Origin of the sequence: Paenibacillus sp. FSL M7-0420, from assembly GCF_038002345.1 — a bacterium.
Taxonomy (GTDB): Bacteria; Bacillota; Bacilli; order Paenibacillales; family Paenibacillaceae; genus Paenibacillus_AQ.
Window position 1 is genome coordinate 3,543,951 of record NZ_JBBOCJ010000001.1, and the last position, 21,826, is coordinate 3,565,776.

The window sequence follows — 21,826 nt, forward strand, 5'->3', positions numbered from 1 at the left end:
ATTCCGATGAATCTGGCAGAACACATTCTGGAACGTGCCGCACTCGTCCCTCACCGCATCGCAATTTCAGATGGACACGAAGAACGTACCTATAAGCAGCTCACGAAGCGGGTTCAGCAGGTTGCCAGCAGTCTGCGGCATGACGGACACACAAATCAGACCGTTGCGCTTCTGTCCGCTAACCGGATGGAATTCGCCGAATTTGTCCTGGGTGCTATCTATGCAGGCTGCACTCCCGTGCTGCTGGACCCGAAATGGTCTCCAGCAGAGCTGGAGCAGGTCATCCGGCAATGCGCTCCCGGGCTGATTGTCAGTGAAGCATGCTTCGCAGCTGATCTGACTGGTCGTTACAGCGGAATTCCCCAGATCTATTTCGGCAGGGGACAGGTCTCCGGCAGCTATGAGGCTTGGGCGGCAGGTTTCGGGCCGGAGGCTGAAGCAGCGAGTAGCCCTGAACTGCTGTTCATCGGGTATACCTCTGGCACTACAGGTATCCCGAAGGGGTATATGCGGACCCATGAGTCGTGGTTCAGCAGCTTGGAGGCTACAGAGAAGGCGTTCAGTCTGAACCGGATGCAGCATGTGCTTGCGCCCGGACCGTTCGTGCATTCGCTGTCGCTGTTCGCCCTGCTGCAATCCCTGTACAGCAGAGCCACGTTCCATCTCTTTCCGGAATTTGATGCAGAGCGCGTACTCAACCTGTGCTCCCGTGTACCGGATATGATTCTGTTCGTTGTGCCCGCTATGACCGAAGCGTTATTGCGTCAAGCGGAGTCTAGCAACGCCGGGGTGTCCATCCAGGCCTTGATTAGCTCCGGCGGCAAATGGCCTGTGTCTTCTATACCTAAGTGCCGTGAGAGGTTCAACGGGGTTAGGCTCTATGAGTATTACGGCTCATCTGAAGCCAGCTACATCAGCTATCTGGAGCTTACCGGAGCGGAACCGCAGGACTCTCTGGGCCAGCCGTTCAGCGGTGTAGAGCTATTGATCTGCGATGAACAGTTCCGCGAGGTTCCTCAAGGCACGGTGGGGGAGCTATACATCCGCAGCGATATGATCTTCTCCGGGTATCATCTCCTGCCGGAAGAGACGGCGCGGGTATTCCGGGACGGCTGGCTGCGCACAGGGGATTACGTATATCAGGACCGGCAGATGCATCTGCGCCTGGCCGGACGCGCGGGCAGCATGATCAAGAGCGGGGGGCTCAAGGTGTTCCCGGAAGAAGTGGAGGCAGTGCTGCTTCGCCATCCGGATATCCGGGAAGCGATGGTATTCGGCATACCGGATGAACGCTGGGGAGAGCAGGTAACGTTACTGATACAGTGGCAGGGCCGGGAACGGCTTACACTTGATGAGCTCAGGAAGTATTGCCGGCCCTATCTGGCCAGCTATAAGCTGCCTAAGAAGTTGATTAACGTAGAGGAATTCAGCTACACCGGTTCCGGCAAAATCGCCCGCCAGCTCATGAAGAGCCGCGCGGTAGAGGGGTTGACATGATGAAGGCCGTGCAGGAAGAAGCTTCGCCCATGCTCGTTTTTGACAAGGTAGATTTCGCTTACCGGAGAGGGCAACCGGTGCTCCGTCAGCTCAGCTTTGACATTCGCCAAGGCGAATTCGTTGCCATCATCGGCGCGAATGGCAGCGGTAAATCCACCATCGCCAAGCTAATGAACGGATTGCTGCTGCCAAGAGCCGGAGAGGTGAGGCTGGGAGCGCTGAGTACCTCGAACCGCCAGAATCTCATAAGCATCCGTGAGCAGGCCGGACTGGTCTTCCAGAATCCTGACGATCAGTTCATTACGGCTTCCGTGCTGGATGAGGTGGTCTTCGGGCTGGAGAATCTGCGTGTCCCGAGAACCGCAATGCTCAGCCGGGCAACCCGTGCACTGCAAGCCGTTCATATGGAAGACTATATGGACGCCGCTCCGCATCAGCTGTCGGGCGGGCAGAAGCAGCGGGTTGCCGTGGCAGCTGTTCTGGCAATGGAGCCCTCCATCCTCATCCTGGATGAAGCCACCTCCATGCTTGATCCGCAGGCCAGGCAAGACCTTCTCCAGGTGATGCGCACGCTTCACCGGCAAGGGCTGACGATCATCCACATTACCCATCATATGGATGAGGTACTGCCTTCTGGCCGCGTGCTGTTGCTCAGCCAGGGAGAGCTGGCTTTTGACGGGACGCCCTCCGGCTTGTTCAGCAGAGTAAGCATGACGGAGCATCAGCTTGCGCCACCTTTTGCCGTGAGATTATTTCAGGCCCTCGGGCTGAACGCCCCGCTGCACGCAGAATGGAAGGAGACGGTCAGAAGCATATGGTCTACGCATTGCAGGATGTAAGTGTGAGAATGAACGGGCGGGACATTCTTGAATCCGTAAGCTGCACGCTCCAGGAGGGCAAATGGATTTCGGTGATCGGTCAATCCGGAGCCGGCAAATCCACCCTTGCCAAAGTATTCAAGGGTCTGCTGCCCATCTCAAAAGGCGAATATACGTATCGTCAGCAGCCATTGCCAAGAGATCCGCAAGGCAGGCTGAAGGCTGTTCCGCACATCGGTTATGTTTTTCAGTATCCTGAACAGCAGCTATTTGCGGCAACGGTGAATCAGGAGCTGGCTTTTGCGCTTACCAGGAAGGGGGAATCCCGGGCGAACGTGGAGCAGGCGATAAGTCAGATTATGGAACAGATGGGCTTACCCGCAGCTCTGCTTCAGCAGCATCCCTTGCAGCTCAGCGGAGGGCTGAAGCGGCTTGTGGCTATCGCTTCTGTGCTGATGGCGGGGCCGGAGCTGCTTATTCTGGATGAACCGACCGCAGGACTTGATCCCGGGAACAAGAACGACTTGCTCAGGAGGCTAAAAAGATGGCAGGAGGAGAACAGACGGACCGTGCTGTTCCTGTCGCATCAGCTGGAGGATGTTGCCGAATACTCGGATGAGGTGATGATTATGGGGCAGGGCCGCTTGTTAGGACATTGGGAGGTAAACGAACTGTTCCTGAAGCATGCGGAGCGCATGGAGCAAGCCGGTCTGCCAGTACCGGAGCCGATTCAGCTCTTGAGAATCATCGGGGAATGTTCTGGAGCGAAGCCCCAGCCTGCAAGCTGCAGGGAAGCGGAGATTTTTCGAATGGTGAGTGCTATCTGGCAGGCAAGAGGTCCTGAGCGATGACGGATACAATTATACTCGGGCAGTATGTCCCCTCAGACTCTGTCATCCACCGGCTTGATCCGCGAACGAAGCTGCTCCTCCTTGTTGCCTTCACAATGGGCAGTATGCACCTCCAGGCACCCTCCGGGTATATTGCAGCGACACTCCTCACCGGGGGGCAGGTCCTATTATCAAGAATCCCTCTTCGTATGCTCTTCCGGGCATTGCGGCCGATTCTGTTCATCCTGCTGCTGCCAATGCTCTATCATCTCCTGTTCAACCAGGAAGGACTCAGGAATGAGCTCTTCGCCCTCTGGCGGATTCTGCTCCTGGTCTCGCTTGCTCTCATTCTGACATTAACAACGAAACCGCTCGATCTGGCCAAAGGTCTGGAACAGCTCTGCAAGCCGTTAACCCGTCTGGGCGTTCCGGTAGAAGCGCTGGCCTTGACGGTCATGCTGGCTATTCGTTTTATCCCTACTATTACCCAGGAGCTGGACCGCATTCTTGTGGCACAGCAGGCCAGAGGGTATGATATCAAGGATACCAAAGGCCTTAACCGGGTACAGGCGTACATCCAATTAGTGATTCCGCTGCTCGTTACCACCCTTGCGCGGGCGGAGCAGCTGGCTATGACGATTGAGGCAAGGGCTTACGGGAACGGGAAGGGACGGACTTCCTATAGGGTGCTGAAATATGCACGGATGGATTATGCAGCCGGCGGGATTATGCTTGCGTATGTTCTGCTGGGAATTCTGCTAGAGAGATGAGGAGATAGAGCTTGAACAGAACAGCCATACTGGAGCGGCTTCAGTCAGAGCTGCACGAAGGCAACCACATTATCGGTGTCTCGACAGGCACGGGAATTACAGCCAAGGTTGCCGCTGACAGCGGAGCTGACTTCATTCTAATGCTGAACTCCGGCAAGTTCCGGCAGATGGGGAGAAGCTCTCTGGCGGGGTTCCTGCCCTTCTGCAACAGCAATGAGATGGTAATGGATTTTGCCTCGAAGGAGATTGTGCCGCTGGTGAGAGACACTCCGGTGCTGTTCGGGCTGAATGCGAATGATCCAACGAGAGAGATGTCCCTTTATATAGAAGAGATCAAGAACAGAGGCTTCACGGGAGTGAATAATTATCCGACAGTCGGCTTGATCGACGGGGCGTTCAGAGAGGCATTGGAGGAAGACGGCATCAGCTATGACAGGGAGGTGGAGGCTATACGTCTGGCTCATCAGCAGGAGCTGTTCACGGTGGCCTTCGTCTTCGACGAGTCCCAGGCGGTTCAGATGGCTGAAGCGGGGGCGGATGTGATCTGTGTGCATCTCGGCCTGACCGTAGGCGGATTGCTGGGGGCGCGGAAGGTGGTCTCTCTGGAAGCTGCCAAGGCGAAGGCGCTGCGCATTCTCACTGCCTGCGGTGAGGTTAAGCCTGAAGTCATTAAGATGATCTACGGCGGCCCGGTCAAGACTCCGGTTGATGTCCAGTATATGTACAGCAATACTACGCAGATTATGGGCTACATTGGCGGCTCTGCCTTTGAACGGATTCCCTCCGAGCAGTCGATTACGGCCATTACCCGCGATTTCAAGCGCCTGGGCAAGCTGGATGAGGATGATCTCATGGTCAAGATGCTCAGCGGCATCACCCGGCATTACGATTACGTAGAATTCGTCAAAGAGTATGTCGCCCAGAATTACAGCGAGGAAGTAGTGTTCGCGGATCTGGCTAAGGTGGCGCATGTATCGCGCAGTTATTTGAGCAGCTTGTTTAAAAAGGAAGTAGGGTGCAGCTTCCAGAACTATCTGGTCGGCTTCCGTATGCAAAAGGCTGCCATACTGCTCCAGGCCCCGCACCTGCAATTATCCGAGGTGTCCGCAATGGTCGGCTACCCCGACTACGCCCAGTTCAGCAGAATGTTCAAAAAGCTCATGGGCTGCTCGCCCAAGCAGTACAAATCTAACCTAAACACAAAAACATAGGACATAAAAGCGTTTTCATCCATAAACATGCCCGGTATGATGAATCTATGATTCGTATACGAGGAGGCCACAGAATGAAGACGATCGCCATAGCTGGAACGTTTGATACGAAGGGTGAGGAGTACCTGTACATCAAGAAGCTTGCAGAGGAGCTGGGCCTCAGAGCCCTGATGATCCATACCGGTGTATTCGAGCCGGCCTTCCAACCCGATGTGTCTAACCGGGAGGTCGCAGCCGCCGCAGGGATAGAGCTGGACGAGCTTGCCGCGAAGAAGGACCGGGCGTTAGCTACAGAAGTGTTGTCCAAAGGACTGGAGCAGCTCGTTCCCCGGTTATACCAGGAGGGGAAATTTGACGGCATCATTTCCTTCGGGGGTACCGGCGGAACTTCACTGGTTGCCCCTGCGATGAGAGCCTTGCCAATTGGCGTACCGAAAGTGCTGGTATCGACAGTAGCATCAGGAAATACGGCTCCCTATGTCGGGACCAGCGATATTATGATGATTCCGTCTGTGGTGGATGTCTCAGGCCTCAATTCGATCTCGACGAGAATATTCAGCAATGCGATGTTTGCCATCGCGGGCATGCTCCTGTTCGAAGCAGACTATGAACCGGAGAAAAAGCCGCTGGTCGCAGCCACCATGTTCGGAGTAACCACGCCGTGTGTGACCGAAGCGCGCAAATACCTGGAGGAGCGCGGCTACGAGGTGCTGGTATTCCATGCTACCGGAATCGGCGGACAATCGATGGAGGCGCTGATCGAAGCGGGCTTCATTGAAGGGGTGCTGGACTTAACCACCACCGAATGGGCAGATGAACTGATCGGCGGCGTCTTGAACGCAGGACCGCACCGCCTGGAGGCCGCAGGCCGCAACCGCATTCCGCAGGTCGTCTCGGTGGGCGCCCTGGACATGTGCAACTTCGGCCCCGCAGATACTGTACCGGAGAAGTTCAAGGATCGCAAATTCTATCATCATAATCCTACAGTCACTCTGATGCGGACGACCGTGGAAGAGAATGAACAGCTTGGCAGGAAGCTGGCCGAGAAGCTCAATATGGCTACGGAGAGTACGGTGCTTATGCTGCCGCTTGGCGGTATTTCGGCGATTGATGTGGAGGGTCAGCCCTTCTACGGCCCTGAAGAGGACCGGATGCTGTTCGATACTCTGCGCCGGCAGGTGGACCGCTCAAGAGTTGAACTGATTGAAATGGACGAGGCGATCAACGATCCGGCCTTTGCCGGGGCAGCAGCCCAGAAGCTGATTGACCTCATGCAGGCCGCGAAGGCCTGAACCCCACACTAAGGAGGAGCTACTAATGAATAAGCAGACCAGAGCTGAGATTATGGATAGATTCAAGCAAGAGGTGAAGGCGGGCAAGATTCTTCTCGGTGTCGGGGCAGGCACGGGGATTACCGCCAAGAGCAGTGAGGCAGGCGGAGCGGATATGCTGATTGTCTACAATTCCGGCCGTTACAGAATGGCGGGACGCGGTTCGCTGGCAGGCTTGCTGTCTTATGGAGACGCCAATCAGATTGTGGTGGAGATGGGCTCGGAGGTGCTGCCTGTCGTCAAGGATACGCCCGTTCTGGCAGGGGTATGCGGCACCGACCCGTTCCGGGTGATGGAGGTATTCCTGAAGCAGCTGAAGGAGCAGGGCTTCAGCGGTGTACAGAATTTCCCAACAGTGGGTCTGATCGATGGCGTCTTCCGCCAGAATCTGGAGGAGACAGGGATGGGCTACGGCCTTGAGGTCGAAATGATCCGTATCGCCCATGAGCTGGATATGCTGACCACCCCGTATGTGTTCGACCCTGAACAGGCACGGGCCATGGCAGAGGCGGGCGCCGATATTCTGGTCGCCCACATGGGCCTCACCACCAAGGGCACCATCGGCGCAGTAACCGCGTTGACCCTGGACGATTGTGTAGAGCGAATCGAGGCGATTATCGAAGCCGGACGGGCGGTCAACCCGGAGATTATGATTATCTGCCACGGCGGCCCGATTGCCGAACCTGAGGATGCGGCTTATGTCATTCAGCGGACGAAGGGCATCCACGGATTCTTCGGCGCATCAAGCATCGAGCGCTTCGCCGCGGAGCAGGGAATTACGCGGCAGACCGAGTCGTTCAAAGCAATTCAGCAATAAGCAAGCAGGTAACGGCTTCTATATTAGCGGGAAATGGGCACTCTTTAATTAAAGAGTGTCTTTTTTAATGTTCACAGAAGAGAGAGGATATGATATAAATCACAGAATGGTCACAGACTCTAGCTGGTATAGCCAGTTTGGGCTATAGGCACTTCAATTCCTTTTATTTACACTTAATTCGGGTTTGCACAAGAAACCATCCTACAGTGGGGGTGAACAATGCTTGTAGTGAAAAGGTATGAATGCTCCATCAGCATCAGGGTTCTCGTCTTCATGATTCTAAGCATGTTAATCTGCTCCTTCAATCATGGCACCATTGTAAGCGCAGACACCAGCACCGGAGTCCTTCCGCTCCAGCCCATCATCGATTCAGCCCGTGAGGGAGATCTTATCACCCTGGCTCCGGGAGCCTATTCGGGTCCGGTCCGGCTGGATAAGCGAGTGACGATTAACGGTAACGGCGAGGCGATTCTGCTGCATACGGCAAAGGACGAGCAGGCGGTGGTGCTGATCACGGCAGACGGTGTAAGGCTTGAGAATCTGAAGATTCAGCAGAATAACGACGGGGAAGCGGCGGCTGTACGCGTTGAAGCGGACAGGGTCACCCTGAAGGGGCTGGTCATTCATTCGGCAGGGTACGGAATACTCCTGCGTGAAGCCGATGGCGGGGTGATCTCGGATAATACAATAAGCTGGTTCATTCCCAAGGGAGAAGCACCGGGAACGAGAGGCAACGGGATCGATCTCTATAACTCTCACGGCGCTGTGATCCGGGGCAACGACATCGCTTATCTGCGGGATGGCATCTATCTGGAGAACAGCCGCAATACGGTGGTGGACCAGAACAAGCTTGCTTATCTGCGGTACGGGGTCCACTGCATGTATATCAATGGCTCGAAGGTCACTAACAACACCGGTGAATACAACATTACCGGCGCGATGGTGATGGGTGTTACGGGTGTGGTGGTGTCGGGGAACTCCTTCCGCAAGCAGAGCCGGAATGTGCATTCACAGGGGATTCTGCTCTACGATGTACGAAATTCCGCGATTATGAACAACCGGGTGGAAGGCAACCGGGTGGGGATTTACATGCAGCAGTCCTCGGATAACAAGCTGCAGCAGAATCTGGTGCTCCGCAACTATATCGGTGTGCAGTTCGAGAATGCAGAGGGCAACCGCTTTGAGCGTAACGGGTTTGTGGCAAACGTCATTGAGGCCCAGGCCACAGGCAGTAGGGACAATGAGATGAACGGGAATTACTGGGATGCCTTTGGCGGACTGGATCTCACGGGGGATGGGGTCAGCGACCTGAAATATGCGATCAACCCCTTCTATCAGCAATTGGTTGCGGGGAATGCAGCGTATCAGCTGTTTTTCCAGTCACCGGGGATGACGTTCCTGAGCGATATGTACACCGGCGGTTCGGCAGGGTGGTCCACCGATTCAGCGCCGCTCATGCAGCTTGAGGCAGGTACAGTTAGCCCGGATCAGGCGGCAGGCGGACAAGGCACGGTCATGGTAGCGGGCTGGCTGCTGCTGTTCCTATCCGTAATTACAATCATATACTTGGGGGTACTGCGATTATGAAACGATGGAGTCTGGTCTTGATGGTAGCAATGAGTCTGGTGATCCTCGCGGCCTGCGGACAGAAGAAATACGAGCCGGTAGCGATTAATGAAGACGTCGATATCTGTGTGGTCTGCAATATGCAGGTCAAGGATGATGCTTACGCCACTCAGCTAACGACCAAGGACGGCAAGAATTACAAGTTCGATGATATCGGCTGTATGAATGAGTGGAAGAAAAGCAACGGCACGGAGCAGATCGGCATGGATTATGTCCGCGACTATAACGACAAGAGCTGGGTTGAATTCAGCAAGGCGAGCTATGTGTATGACGCTTCTCTGCGTACACCGATGGCTTATGGAGTGATCAGCTTCAAGGACAAGGCGGCAGCAGAAGCATTCGTGAAGGAGCAGGCGCTAGGCACTGTGCTGACCGCCGGAGAGCTGGCCTCCCATGAATGGAAGCAGAACAAGGATATGATGAACATGGACATGCAGAGCGGGGAAGGTCATATGGAGGAGCATAGCTCAGAGGAAGGCACGCATTCCGAAGAGACGGATATGTGAGTATGGCTGACATTCTGCATATCGCCCGCAGAGAGCTTAAGATGGGCTTTCGCAACCCGTGGGCCTATTCCTTCCTGGCCCTATTCTGTACCTTCAGTCTCGGGCTGCTGCTGATCCATGCGAATAACGCGGTGGAAGGCTATACGGCTGTTACGGGCTCCATGCTGAGCCTGATTCTGTATCTTTTGCCGCTGATGACGTTATTTCTGGGCTCCTTCTCACTGACCTCGGAACGGGAAGACGGAAGCTGGCAGCTCTTATCCACCTATCCCATTGGAACCTTATCCTTCGTTCTGGGAAAATACACCGGGCTAGCCGCTGTCCTGCTGACGATTGTAGCGTTTGGTTACGGGCTGATGGGGCTGCTCAGCGGTCTGCTCGGGATGGCTTTTGCGGCGGACACTTACTTCCTGTTCCTGGCCTTCTCGGCAGGTCTGGTCTTGCTGTTCCTGACCCTCGCCCTCTTCATAGGCTCGTTATCCCGCAACCGCTGGCAGGCCTTGACAATCTCTGTAGCGGTCTGGTTCTTCGCGGTGATCGGCTGGCCGACATTCCTGATCGCAGGCCTAGGGCTGCTCCCGTATCTCTGGATCAAGCCAGCGCTGATTGTGCTGACGATGCTTAATCCGGCTGAACTGGTGCGCCTGTTCGTGGTGGTGAAGCTGGGCGGAGGGTCGGTCCTGGGGCCGGAATATTATCAGTGGGTGGAATGGATTAGCCGCCCGGGCGGCAGCCTGCTGTTCCTCGGGGTCTGCGCTGCCTGGGTGCTGCTGTCCATCTTAGCGGTATATTGGATCTGGGAGAGGGGGCGTTCCCGTGGATAATCCGTTAGTGCAGGTGAAAGAGATTACCAAGGTCATCGGGCGGCAAACACTGGTCGAAGAGATCAGCTTCCAGGTTCCAGGCGGCAGCATACTTGCCCTGTGCGGCGGGAATGGAGCCGGCAAAAGCACGGTGCTGCGGATGGTAGCTGGCATTCTACAGCCGACTTCAGGCGAAATTACGGTAAACGGGCTGAAGTGGAAGCAATCCCGCAAGAGCTTTTCCATGCAGATCGGCTATATGCCGGATGATTATCAGTTCAGCCACGGGCTGTCTGCGGAAGAGCTGCTGAATTTCTGGGCGGCGCTGCGCCGGATTCCCAGACGCAAACAGCGGGTAGAGGAGGTGCTGGCTCTAGTCGGACTTGCAGATAAGCGCAACAGCCTGGTGACCACCTTCTCCAAGGGGATGCGCCAGCGTGTGCTGTTCGCGCAAGCGCTGCTGGCGAAGCCGCCGCTCCTGATTATGGATGAGCCGACTAACGGGCTGGACCCGTTCTGGATGAACGAATTCGTGACGCTGCTGCAGGGCATCCGGGAAGAGGGGCATTCGGTCCTCTTTTCCACTCATCAGCTGGAGATTGCGGATCGGGTAGCCGATCAGATTGTCTTCTTGAATCAGGGCAAGCATGTGGGGTCAGGCACTACGGCAGAGATCCGTACAGAGTTCGGTTCGCTGTATGCGGCCTTTCACCATAGTCTGGGGCTGGGATGAAGCTGCGCCGGATCGTTACTCTGCTGATTATTGCCGCTGCCTTTGCTGCCGGAACCGGGGTATATCTTCAGCAGTCCAGCCAACCTCCGGCCGGGAGAATAACCGCAGGTGCTTCGGCTCCGGCGTTCGAAGCGGTAACCTTGCAGGGGGAGAAGGTGCGCCTCAGCGAATACAAGGGCCGGGTCGTACTGCTTAACTTCTGGGCGACCTGGTGCAAGCCCTGTATGCGGGAAATGCCTCTGTTAAATGAACTAAGCCAATCCGCAGAGCTTCCAGTCGAGACCTTGCTCGTGAACGCAGGAGAATCCAAGGGGACGGTATTAGAGTATATGGCGGAGCAGCAATTCTCTTTTCCCGTCATTATCGATGTTACCGGAAGGATATCTGCCTCGTATAGCGTCAATGCACTGCCGTCAACTTATATCATCAATAAGGCGGGCGAGATAAGCAGAGTCGTGGTCGGAGAGATCGGGGATCCCGATACGCTCAAGCAATGGCTGGCTGAGGCCGGAGCTGAATGAAGGGGATATTCTATTCTATTCTATTATATTTTATGCACAGCCTCCGCTTGCCGGGAAGATGCTTCCGGTATTGGCGGAGGCTGTTTTGCGAAAAAAAGAAAAATTATTTCTTTTTTTAATTTATTTTAGGAAAAATACTTCATTTAATTAAAATTTCTGATATACTCATTGCAAAGAGGGAGCAATAAGTCAGAAACCTGACGCGGGAAGGGCGCTCGCCTTACACTTAATCTGAGGGGGAATGTGGTGTGGGAACTAACAGAAAGGGCTTCACAGTATCGCTGCTACTGACCATGTCTATGCTGCTTGCGGCTTGCGGAGGAAATGGCAATACGAAGGGGACACCGGATGCCGGAAGCACCGGAGAACCCGGCACGGGCGCTGAAGCTACGGCTGCGGCGGAGCCGGTGAAGCTTGAATTCTGGACGATTGCACTTCAGCCAACGTTCAATGATTACTTCAATAATCTGATCACCCAGTATGAGGACAGCCACCCCGGAGTAACGGTGGAGTGGAAGGACTATCCCTATGATGCCATCTCGCAGCGGCTGTTGACCAGCACGGCCAGCGGCAAGAGCCCGGATGTCGTGAATCTGAACACCGAGTTCGCCAGCCAGCTAGGCAGCAAGGGAGCGCTGCTGAATCTGAGCGAGTATCTGACGGATGAGCAGGCGAAGAGTTATTTCGAGGGAATTTATAATTCCACTGTATTCGATGGCAAGGCTTATGCACTTCCCTGGTACACTGGCACAGAAGTGCTGTTCATGAACAAGAAGCTGGTGGAGAAGGCGGGCCTCGACCCGGCGAACCCGCCGCAGACCCGCGAGGAGCTGGTGGAGTGGGCGCGTCAGGTTCATGAGAAGACCGGAGCAGCCGGGTATGCCCAGCAGCTGGTCTCCAAGCTGTTCCCCATCGACGGCATCTCAATCCTGAATGAGGACAAGACAGCCGCCGCCTTCAATACGCCGGAAGCAGAGGCGATGATTACCCAGATGCGCGACCTGATGAAGGAAGGGGTAGTGCTCAAGGAGGACGCGGATTTCAGCAAGCAGATTCAGTATTTCTCCGGTGAGCAGGTAGCCTTCCAATTGTCCGGTCCAACGTTCATCAACTTCATTAAGACCTCTGCGCCGGATGTCTACAAGAATACCATTGCTGTCCCGCTGCCGACAGGCAAGGCGAACCTGCGTCTCTCCAATTCGATGAATCTGGTCGTGCCGCAGAAGTCGAAGAACCCGCAGCAGGCGGTGGAATTCGCTGCCTTCCTTACGAATGCCGAGAACCAGACAGCCTTCTCCAAGGCCGCCAACACGCTGCCATCGAGCAAGGCGTCCATTCAGGATCCGTTCTTCACCGAGTCTGACGGCTCTCTGGAAGCTGAAGCGAAGGTGGCTTCCTCGCAGAGTCTGGATAAGGCTACCGATTACATGGTCGGCGTTCCAAGCGCCGCAGATATCAACTCTGCGCTGGCGCGGGGATTGCAGGAGATTCTGATGAACGGCGCGGATATCAAGGAGACGCTGAACAAGGTGGAGAAGGAAGTCAATACTATTATCAGTCAGGGTTCCTAAGCTGCTGAAGCATAGCCGATAAGGGGGAGTTTCTCCCCCGATGGATATATTTTGAGGGTATTTGAAGGAGTGGGAGGTGTAGAGGGTGTACAAGGGGTTTCGGTCTGAATCTTTTACCGCATGGGCGTTTATGGCGCCGGGCCTGCTGTTTCTGGCGGTGTTTACCTTTTGGCCGATTATTTACGGCATACCGCTCTCGTTGACAGATTATTCTGTCATTACAGAGACGAATTATGTAGGTCTGGATAACTTCACCCGGGCCTTCCAGGATCATAATTTCCTGATTTCACTGTGGAATTCACTGGTATATGTGCTGATTGTGCCGGTGATCCAGATCATTTCGATCTTAATGGCGATTCTGGTCAACAGCCGGATTCCTGGAGTCAAAATGTTCCGGGCCGCCTACTATATACCGGTCGTCACTTCGATGGTTGCGGTGGCGCTGATCTGGAGCTGGCTGCTCGGCAATAATGGAGTTGTCAATTACCTGCTGCTGAAGGCAGGGATTATCAGTGAGCAGGTCTCCTGGCTATCGACGAGCAGCACAGCGCTGTATGTTCTAATGTTCATTACGATGTGGAAGGGCCTCGGCTATTACATGATGCTCTATCTGGCCGGGCTTCAAGGCATTCCTGCAGATCTGTATGAGGCCGCAAGAGTGGATGGTGCAGGGCCGCTCCGGCTGATTGTACATGTGACGCTGCCGCTGTTGCGCCCGCATATTCTGTTCTGCACGCTGATCTCGGTGATGGGTGCAATCCGGGTGTTCGATGAGGTCTACATTCTGACCAAGGGCGGGCCGGGGACGTCCACATTAACTTCAAGCGTCTATATTTTCCAAAAAGGGCTGGAGCAGTTCAACTTCGGCTATGCCTCGGCGCTCGGGCTGATCGTCAGTGTGATGGTGGGAGCGCTTAGTGTACTTGTATTCAGACTGAACCGGAAAGGCGGGGTGAATTCCTATTGATGCCGCGTAGCTTGCGTGTTCTAATCACTTATCTGCTGCTGATCCTGCTTGCCCTGTTCATGATGGGGCCGTTCCTGTGGCTGCTCAGTGTCTCGCTGATGCCGGGGCGCAACGTGTTTGCGAACCCGCCGGCCATTCTGCCCACCTTCATTGCGTTCGATAACTATGTGCAGGTGTGGAACTTCATGAATTTTCCGCGATACATTCTGAATACGGTCATCATCACGCTGCTGGGAGTCGTGTTCAACATTATTCTATCCTGTCTGACGGCTTATCCGCTGGCGGCCTTCCGGTTCAAGGGCCGGAACCTGGTCTTCACGCTGCTGATCTCGACCATGATTATTCCGTCGGCCACCGCTATGATTGTGCATTATCTGACGATTCAGGCTTTTCAGCTGGGCAATACGTTCTTCGGCGTTGTTCTTCCGGCAGCGGTGTCCGTGTTCAATATCTTCCTGATGCGGCAGACGTTCCTGGGTATTCCGGCAGATATCCGGGATTCGGGTAAAATGGACGGAGCCTCAGAGCTGCGCATCTTCATTCAACTGGTCATGCCGCTCGTCAAGCCGGGGATTGCGGTGATTGGATTACTGGAGGTCATGGCGTTCTGGAACAACTTCCTGTGGCCGATTGTCGTCCTGGAGGACCCGGAGAAGTATCCGCTCGCTGCGGCGCTTACGTATCTGAACGGGCAATTCTCCTATAACTTCGGCTGGATTGCCGCCGGAACCATGATCTCGGTGCTGCCGATCATCCTCGTGTTCCTGTTCACGCAGAAGTATTATATGGAAGGGATTGCCGGCGCGATAAAAGGCTAACTAAGGAGGCATAACTCAATGGGAATTTCGTTACGGGACTGCCAATATCTGTTCCGCGACTATTATACGCAAGGGAAAGAGCTGGTTGTGGAGGGCCCGCAGCTGCGCTGTGAGCTGGCCTCACGGTATGCCATGAATCAGGATGTAAACGGGCTACTTGCTGAAGGCGGAGACATCGTAATTCTGGAACCGGCCGGACCGGGTGTAGCCACCGCTGATAAAGGCAATGCACAGCTGATGCTGGAGTATGACGGCGGGCTTGCTGCGGATGGATACCGGCTGGTGATTGGAGAGGATGCGAAGCTTGTTGTCGCTGCGTCTAACCGGCGGGGACTGAAGTACGGGCTGGATGCGCTGAAAATGCTCCTGACCGTGGAGGAGGATTGCTGCCGCCTACCGGTGGTTACGGTGGAGGATGAGCCTTCTTTTCCGGTGCGGGGCATTATTGAAGGCTTCTATGGCGTGCCATGGAGCTTCGCGGACCGGATGGATTCGGTCAGATATATGAGCGGGCACCGGATGAACGCCTTCATGTACGCGCCGAAGGATGATCCTTATCACCGGAAGCTATGGCGTGAGCCGTACCCGGACGATGTGTTCACCAGGATTCATGAGCTGAAGCAGGAATGCGACAAGCATCTGGTGGATTTCTACTATTGTATTAGCCCGGGCAATGATCTGGAATTCCGCAGCCAAGGCGACTTCGCGAAGCTTGAGGAGAAGCTTGGGGCCATGATCGCGATTGGAGTGCGGCATTTCGCCCTGCTGATGGATGATATAGATTATGTGCTCCAAGGCGACAACAAGCAGTTCCTGGAGCGCTCCGGGACCGCCCATGCCTATGTGACGAACCGGGTCTATGAATACTTAGCCGGATGTCTGCCGCACTTCACCCTGGCGATGTGTCCTTCGGAATACTGGTCGTATTGGAATACGGAGTACAAGAAGGATATCCGGGAGCAGCTTCATCCCGCTGTCAAAGTGTTCTGGACCGGCTATTTCGTCTTCGCCCCGGAGATCGGCCGGGGGCATGCGGAGGATAACCATGGCTATTACGGGCATGAGCTGTGGCTGTGGGACAATATTCCGGTGAATGACTGCGATAAGGACCGGCTGTTCCTCGATCCGGTGCGCGGGCGCAGCTCCCGGCTCGGCAATTACGGGCATACAGCGGTCGTTGCCAATCCGATGAATCAGTGGGAATGCTCCAAGATCACGCTTAACACGATGGCCCATTATATGTGGAACAGCGAGCGTTACATGCCGGAGCTATCCTGGGAGCTGTCCGTGCGTGAATTCGCCGGGGAGCTTGCGGAGGACATGATGTTCTTCTGCCGCCAAAATCTGAACAGCCGCCTGTATTCCGGCGGCTACCCGGAGCTGGACGATGCGCTGGAGGAGCGCGATCTGGAGCGGCTGGATGCTTATTTCAGCCGGCTGGAGCAGGCTGCCGTGCGGCTTGGCGGATTAGAGAATGCCAAGTTTATTGAAGAAGCTGGGCCTTGGCTGCGCCGGGGTATCGGGGATGCAGCGCTGTGGCGGGCAGTGCGCAGGCAACTGGAGAATACGCAGGAGCCGCTGGCTGGGAAAGATGTGCTTAAGTGCCTGGAGCGCTGCCGCAGTTATGGTGTACGGCTCGGCAGTGATCCGGCCGTGCGTGCGGCTGAGGCGCTGGGGATCGGGCTGCCTGAGATGGAGAAGGAGACAAAGGAGGAGGACCAGCATGTCTAAGCACCATAAGCTGATTCTGGTTCCGCTCGATGAGCGGCCCTGCAATTATGAATTCCCTTATCTGCTGGCTCAGGGGACAGATTATACGGTAGAACGTCCGCCCGCCGGGATTATGGGCCTGAAGAAGCGCCCGGGTGATGTTGAACAGCTGTGGTCCTGGTTCGAGGCTGCCTGCGAAGGGGCGGACGGTGCAGTGGTCGCGCTGGATACGCTGCTCTACGGCGGCATCATTCCCTCGCGGCTGCACCAGCTGGAGCTTGAAGTACTGGCTGCGCGTCTGGAGCGGCTGCGGGAGATCCGGCGGCGTTATCCGCAGCTTAAGCTGTATGCGTTCCAGCTGATTATGCGCTGTCCGCAGTATTCTCTATCAGACGAGGAACCGGATTATTATGCCGACTGGGGCCGGGAGATTTTCCGTAAGGGCTTCATCGGCCACCGGCTGGAGCTGGGCATCGCCACCGATGAGGAGATCCGTGAGCTGGCGGATATTGATCACCGGCTTCCAGCTGAGGTGCTGCAGGATTATCTCGGCCGCCGGGCGATTAATATTGAAGCGAACAAGCAGGCGCTGGAGCTGGTCCGGGACGGGGTGATTGACTTCATGATTGTACCGCAGGATGATTCGGCGCCGTATGGTCATACCGCCAAGGATCAGGAGAAGGTGCGGGCGAGGATTAGTGTGCTTGATCTGGAGCTTAAGGTCTATATGTATCCGGGAGCGGATGAGGTAGGCTGCACGCTGCTCGCCCGGATGCTGAACAAGGCCGAAGGGCGGAGGCCGATGATCTACCCGCGTTTGTCGGCTGTGCAGGGGGCATTCGTGACGCCGCTGTTCGAGGACCGCTTTTTCTATGAGACGCTGAAGTATCAGATCCTGGCCGCCGGGGGGCTGATCGCATCCAGTGCTGCCGAGGCAGACCTGGTTCTGCTGGTCAGTACGCCGGGTGAGACGATGGAGGAGGCGGTGTCGCAGAAGCATGCTTTTCACAGTTATGACGTATACCGGAACCTGATGGAACTTGTAGAGTACGGGGAGTATCTGCTTCTTGACCGGAAGATACCGGTGGCTGTAGCAGATGTGGGGTATGCCAATGGCGGTGACCAGAAGCTGGTTAAGATGCTGCGGCAGAAGAACCTCCTGTTCGATCTGGCCGGATATGCCGCCTGGAATACCAGCTCCAATTCGCTTGGAACCGTAATCTCGCAGGCGATGATCTATCTGATCTACGGACGTACACAAGGACATCTGGATTTCCTGGCGCTCCGCTATGCCGAGGATGTATGCTATTGTTCAGTAGTGCGCGGAGAGCTCAGTGAAGGACCCGTGCAGGAGATGGGGTATGGCAAATATGAGCTGGACGGACCGCGCGGCCGTGTGGCTGCCCGTGTACAGGAACGGCTGAGTGAGGAGCTGGCCGTGCGGATTGACAGCCCATCGGGAAGCGTTAAGATTACCGACTGCTATATGCCATGGAACCGGATGTTCGAGGTGGGCTTAACTGTGCAGTATGTGCCATCCTGAGGGCAGGGCTGGCTCTATCCATTGAATGGTTCATTTTTAATTGAAGCGAACATTCAGAGATAGGTGTATTCTGTGCAATTAAAAACAATGAAATGGAAGAATTTACTCCTCTAAATGTAGTCTGTACAACTAAATTTCCCAAATGAGCCAAAACACAGGCACTGCAGGCATTTTAAATGTACAAAATACAGCTAAACGGATCATAGGCCGAACATCAGATGATTTAATTGTACAGAATGCACTTAAGCATATCGCGTGTACCTTACACGAGGCATCACAAGCCCTTGGCATGCGGCTGGTTACAGTAATTCTTACTAGTTGAATTCTGATGTTGTACTTGTTCAATGGATATAGAATATAAGGAGAGAGGGTGGGGACCCTGAGCAAAAATATACTGGAAAAACTGCATCTGGGGCTGATTGTATCCTGCCAGGCGCTGCCTGACGAGCCGCTGCACGGGCCGGAGATTATGGCCCGGATGGCGGTGGCGGCAGCGGAAGGCGGGGCCATCGCCATCCGGGCGAACGGGGCGGCAGATGTGCGGGCGATCAAGCAGGCAGTTGCGCTGCCGGTGATCGGTATCGTGAAGCGCAATTACCCGGATTCGGACGTCTATATTACCCCTACGCTTAGAGAGACTGAGGAGTTGCTCGAAGCGGGGGCGGATATTATAGCTTTTGACGGGACCCGGCAGACCCGGCCGGGGAATTGTACGCTGGAGCAGATCATAGACCTGCTCACGGCAAGCCCGGCGGCTTCCATGGCGGATATCTCCACTCTGGAGGAAGCGCTATACGCTGAGTCACTTGGAGTCAGCTGCGTCTCAACCACCTTGTCGGGATATACACCGTATTCCCGCCAGCAGGAAGGGCCGAATCTGGAGCTGCTGGAGCAGGCTGCACAGCAGCTTAAGATTCCGGTGATTGCCGAAGGCCGGATCAGCCAGCCCGCCCAAGTGGAGGCAGCACTGGACCTGGGGGCCTATGCGGTGGTGGTAGGCTCCGCAATTACCCGGCCGCAGCTGATCACCCGGCCGTTCGCAGCAGCGGCGAGAAAAGTGAGGATGAACCGTAATGGAAATGAATGACCGGATCAACACGTATTACCCGTCCATGACCAAGTCTGAGCAAAAGGTAGCCCGGTGTGTGCTTGAGCATCCGGATAATCTGATCTATCTGTCTGTGACTGAGCTGGCGGATTTTGCCGGAACGGGCGAGACCACGGTGATGCGCTTCTGCCGCAAAATCGGCTTCAAGGGCTATCAGGATTTCAAGCTGATGCTGGCCCAGGGCCTGCCCAAGCGGCAGACTCTGGCGGATGGCGAGCAGGGGGCAGGCGGAGGGGATTACGCCGACCACCTGTATGACTTAATGGTTGGTGTATTGCAATCCAGTCTCGGGATGCTGGACCGGGAGCAGCTGCAGCAGGCGGTAGACGCTCTGGATCAGGCCCGGTATGTCCAATTCTTCGGCGTAGGCTCTTCCGGGATCACGGCACTGGACGCCAAGAACCGCTTCCTGCGGATCGGGCGGCGTGTCGAAGCCAATTCCGACAGCCATATTCAGTCGATGATGGCAGTGACGATGGGGGCGGGCGATGTGGCATTTGGCATCAGTGTATCAGGCAGCACACTGGATACGAATGACATGCTGATGAAGGCCAAGCAGAACGGGGCCAAAGTCATTGCCATGACTAACTATGCCAAGTCCCCGATTGCTTCCATTGCCGACATTGTGCTGCTGACGGCCGGGAAGGAATCTCCGCTGGAAGGCGGCTCTGTAGGGGCTAAGATCTCCCAGCTGTTCATTATCGACCTGCTCTGCCAGGGACTGGAGCAGCTCCATGCCGAAGAGACCAAGCGGATGAAGGAGGTGACCGCCCGGGCGGTCATTGACCGGATTTACTAGGGTGCGGGGGAAATGAAGCGGTAGGGAGAAATGAAACGACTGGGAGAAATGAAGGGATAGTGAATTATGCATTACATTCCGGTTAAGGGAACAGCGTGGGTGATATAGGGGGCGTTGAGTTCGTCTGTCGAGGTAGGGGTATGAGAAAGAGGCGTGCAGGCGGAAAACCGAACACATTGGAGCCTGGGGCGGCGTGTTGGTCGAATGTAATCGGAAAACCGATTACAATGCACTCGTGAGAGGGCGGACGGCGGAATGTAATCGAAAAACCGATTACAATGCGCTCGCGAGAGGGCGGACGGCCAGATGTAATCGGAAAACCGATTACAATGCGCTCGCGAGAGGGCAGACGGCCAGATGTAATCGGAAAACCGATTACAATGCGCTCGCGAGAGGGCGGACGGCGGAATGTAATCGGAAAACCGATTACAATGCGCTCGCGAGAGGGCGGACGGACAGATGTAATCGGAAAACCGATTACAATGCGCTCGCGAGAGGGCGGACGGCGGAATGTAATCGAAAAACCGATTACAATGCACTCGTGAGAGGGCGGACGGTCAGATGTAATCTGAAAACCGATTACAATGCACTCGTGAGAGGGCGGACGGCCAGATGTAATCGGAAAACCGATTACAATGCGCTCGCGAGAGGGCAGACGGCCAGATGTAATCGGAAAACCGATTACAATGCGCTCGCGAGAGGGCGGACGGTCAGATGTAATCTGAAAACCGATTATAAGTGTATTGTTACTCAGAGATTATGCTCTATGCCGTCAGATAGCAGGCGAATGGAGATATATGAGGTGTCACTTATGAGCTGAAACTTAAGCCCTAAAACGGTACCTATCCTACAAGGATGGCAGCGCCGTTTCCGTGTGGTACAGACGCAGTAGTGGAGGTGGTGCGAATGCGGCAAGTCATAGGTGTGGACATCGGGGGGACAGGCATCAAGGGGCTTGTGACCGATGAAGCGGGAACGATTCTGGCGGAAGCCGGGCGAGACACGGAGGCCCGGCTGGGCCGGGAGGTTATTCTCGGCCAGCTCCACAGCCTGGTGGAGGAACTGCTGGCTGGCCATCCTGCGGTGGAAGCGCTGGGGATTGGCTCGGCGGGCAGGGTGAATGCGGATACGGGCGAGGTGGTCTACGCCACCGATAATCTGCCCGGCTGGCAGGGGATGCAGCTTACGCAATGGGCAACGGCTGCGTTCGGACGGCCTGCGGCGGCCGATAACGATGCCAACGCGGCGCTGCTGGGCGAGGCCTGGCTGGGCGCGGGACGCGGCAGGGCGAGCCTGGTCATGCTGACCCTGGGCACCGGGGTCGGCGGGGCTAATCTGGCGGAAGGCCGGCTGCTGCGCGGAGCCGCCTGGAGCGGTGGCGACTGGGGGCACAGCGTGCTGGTGCCGGGAGGTCGCCCCTGTAATTGCGGCAAGCGCGGCTGCGCGGAGCAATATGTGTCCGGCCAGGCGCTGCTGCGGCTGGCACGGGAGGAGATCGGCCGGGCGTATGCGCACGGGCGGGAGATTATGGCGGCGGCGGAGCAGCGCGACGCGTCAGCGCTGGCGGTGCTGGAGCGCTTCACAGCGGATCTTGCGCTGGTGACAGCTAACATCGGGGCGGCGGTAGACCCCGAGCTGATTATTATCGGCGGCGGGGTCATTCAGAGCCGCGCGGTCTGGTGGCCGCTGCTGGCCGGGCAGGCGGGCGGCAGTTTGGCCGCCCGGATCGTGCCAGCGGAGCTGGGCAACCGGGCAGGGTGCTTCGGCGCGGCCCGGCTGGCTCTGGAACGGCTGCGCCGAGACGAAGGCGAAAGACAGATCTAACTGCTGAGGCAGGGAGGAGATGG

The 21,826-nt window shown here is 55.9% G+C and carries 20 protein-coding genes; all 20 read left to right on the forward strand.

Annotated elements, in window-relative coordinates:
- Positions 1–6 precede the first annotated feature (6 nt).
- The 20 genes from MKX51_RS14960 to MKX51_RS15055 all read left to right on the forward strand — a co-directional run bounded on the left by MKX51_RS14960 (position 7) and on the right by MKX51_RS15055 (position 21,803).
- Positions 7–1,497, forward strand: coding sequence for a class I adenylate-forming enzyme family protein (locus MKX51_RS14960; protein WP_340992935.1), 1,491 nt, complete (start codon positions 7–9; stop codon positions 1,495–1,497).
- On the forward strand, positions 1,494–2,336 hold the full coding sequence (locus MKX51_RS14965) for an ATP-binding cassette domain-containing protein (protein WP_340992936.1): 843 nt from the start codon (positions 1,494–1,496) through the stop codon (positions 2,334–2,336). Before MKX51_RS14960 ends, MKX51_RS14965 begins: the two co-directional genes overlap by 4 nt.
- Positions 2,312–3,166 carry an ATP-binding cassette domain-containing protein gene (locus MKX51_RS14970; protein WP_340992937.1) on the forward strand — a complete coding sequence of 285 codons (855 nt, stop codon included), beginning with the start codon at positions 2,312–2,314 and terminating at the stop codon, positions 3,164–3,166. The genes MKX51_RS14965 and MKX51_RS14970 overlap by 25 nt, the downstream gene beginning before the upstream one ends.
- On the forward strand, positions 3,163–3,915 hold the full coding sequence (locus MKX51_RS14975) for an energy-coupling factor transporter transmembrane component T family protein (protein WP_340992938.1): 753 nt from the start codon (positions 3,163–3,165) through the stop codon (positions 3,913–3,915). The genes MKX51_RS14970 and MKX51_RS14975 overlap by 4 nt, the downstream gene beginning before the upstream one ends.
- An 11-nt stretch (positions 3,916–3,926) precedes the next feature.
- A complete protein-coding gene (locus tag MKX51_RS14980) occupies positions 3,927–5,126 on the forward strand; it encodes a phosphoenolpyruvate hydrolase family protein (protein ID WP_340992939.1) in 1,200 nt (399 codons plus the stop codon).
- 74 nt (positions 5,127–5,200) lie between these two features.
- Complete coding sequence (locus tag MKX51_RS14985) at positions 5,201–6,418, forward strand: Tm-1-like ATP-binding domain-containing protein (protein ID WP_340992940.1); 1,218 nt, start codon at positions 5,201–5,203, stop codon at positions 6,416–6,418.
- A gap of 25 nt (positions 6,419–6,443) precedes the next feature.
- On the forward strand, positions 6,444–7,274 hold the full coding sequence (locus MKX51_RS14990; RefSeq protein ID WP_209990660.1) for a phosphoenolpyruvate hydrolase family protein: 831 nt from the start codon (positions 6,444–6,446) through the stop codon (positions 7,272–7,274).
- Positions 7,275–7,493: 219 nt separating this feature from the next.
- Entirely contained in the window at positions 7,494–8,861 is a 1,368-nt protein-coding gene (locus MKX51_RS14995) for a NosD domain-containing protein (protein ID WP_340992941.1), read from the forward strand.
- Positions 8,858–9,406 (forward strand): nitrous oxide reductase accessory protein NosL, encoded by a 549-nt coding sequence (locus MKX51_RS15000; RefSeq protein ID WP_340992942.1) that lies wholly within the window; start codon positions 8,858–8,860, stop codon positions 9,404–9,406. The genes MKX51_RS14995 and MKX51_RS15000 overlap by 4 nt, the downstream gene beginning before the upstream one ends.
- Before the next feature lie 2 nt (positions 9,407–9,408).
- Positions 9,409–10,230: an ABC transporter permease gene (locus MKX51_RS15005; RefSeq protein WP_340995613.1), complete on the forward strand. Its 822-nt coding sequence runs from the start codon at positions 9,409–9,411 to the stop codon at positions 10,228–10,230.
- On the forward strand, positions 10,223–10,942 hold the full coding sequence (locus tag MKX51_RS15010; protein ID WP_340992943.1) for an ABC transporter ATP-binding protein: 720 nt from the start codon (positions 10,223–10,225) through the stop codon (positions 10,940–10,942). The genes MKX51_RS15005 and MKX51_RS15010 overlap by 8 nt, the downstream gene beginning before the upstream one ends.
- Positions 10,939–11,463: a TlpA family protein disulfide reductase gene (locus MKX51_RS15015; RefSeq protein ID WP_340992944.1), complete on the forward strand. Its 525-nt coding sequence runs from the start codon at positions 10,939–10,941 to the stop codon at positions 11,461–11,463. Before MKX51_RS15010 ends, MKX51_RS15015 begins: the two co-directional genes overlap by 4 nt.
- Before the next feature lie 248 nt (positions 11,464–11,711).
- Entirely contained in the window at positions 11,712–13,034 is a 1,323-nt protein-coding gene (locus MKX51_RS15020; protein ID WP_340992945.1) for an ABC transporter substrate-binding protein, read from the forward strand.
- Positions 13,035–13,119: 85 nt separating this feature from the next.
- A complete protein-coding gene (locus MKX51_RS15025; protein WP_076075377.1) occupies positions 13,120–14,001 on the forward strand; it encodes a carbohydrate ABC transporter permease in 882 nt (293 codons plus the stop codon).
- Positions 14,001–14,819: a carbohydrate ABC transporter permease gene (locus MKX51_RS15030; RefSeq protein WP_081751222.1), complete on the forward strand. Its 819-nt coding sequence runs from the start codon at positions 14,001–14,003 to the stop codon at positions 14,817–14,819. The genes MKX51_RS15025 and MKX51_RS15030 overlap by 1 nt, the downstream gene beginning before the upstream one ends.
- A gap of 18 nt (positions 14,820–14,837) precedes the next feature.
- A complete protein-coding gene (locus MKX51_RS15035; RefSeq protein WP_340992946.1) occupies positions 14,838–16,550 on the forward strand; it encodes a beta-N-acetylhexosaminidase family protein in 1,713 nt (570 codons plus the stop codon).
- Positions 16,543–18,072, forward strand: coding sequence for a DUF4127 family protein (locus MKX51_RS15040; RefSeq protein WP_340992947.1), 1,530 nt, complete (start codon positions 16,543–16,545; stop codon positions 18,070–18,072). Before MKX51_RS15035 ends, MKX51_RS15040 begins: the two co-directional genes overlap by 8 nt.
- 379 nt (positions 18,073–18,451) lie before the next feature.
- Positions 18,452–19,159 (forward strand): N-acetylmannosamine-6-phosphate 2-epimerase, encoded by a 708-nt coding sequence (locus MKX51_RS15045; RefSeq protein ID WP_340944543.1) that lies wholly within the window; start codon positions 18,452–18,454, stop codon positions 19,157–19,159.
- A complete protein-coding gene (locus MKX51_RS15050) occupies positions 19,146–19,979 on the forward strand; it encodes a MurR/RpiR family transcriptional regulator (RefSeq protein ID WP_340992948.1) in 834 nt (277 codons plus the stop codon). The genes MKX51_RS15045 and MKX51_RS15050 overlap by 14 nt, the downstream gene beginning before the upstream one ends.
- 906 nt (positions 19,980–20,885) lie before the next feature.
- Positions 20,886–21,803 carry an ROK family protein gene (locus MKX51_RS15055; protein ID WP_340992949.1) on the forward strand — a complete coding sequence of 306 codons (918 nt, stop codon included), beginning with the start codon at positions 20,886–20,888 and terminating at the stop codon, positions 21,801–21,803.
- Positions 21,804–21,826 lie beyond the last annotated feature (23 nt).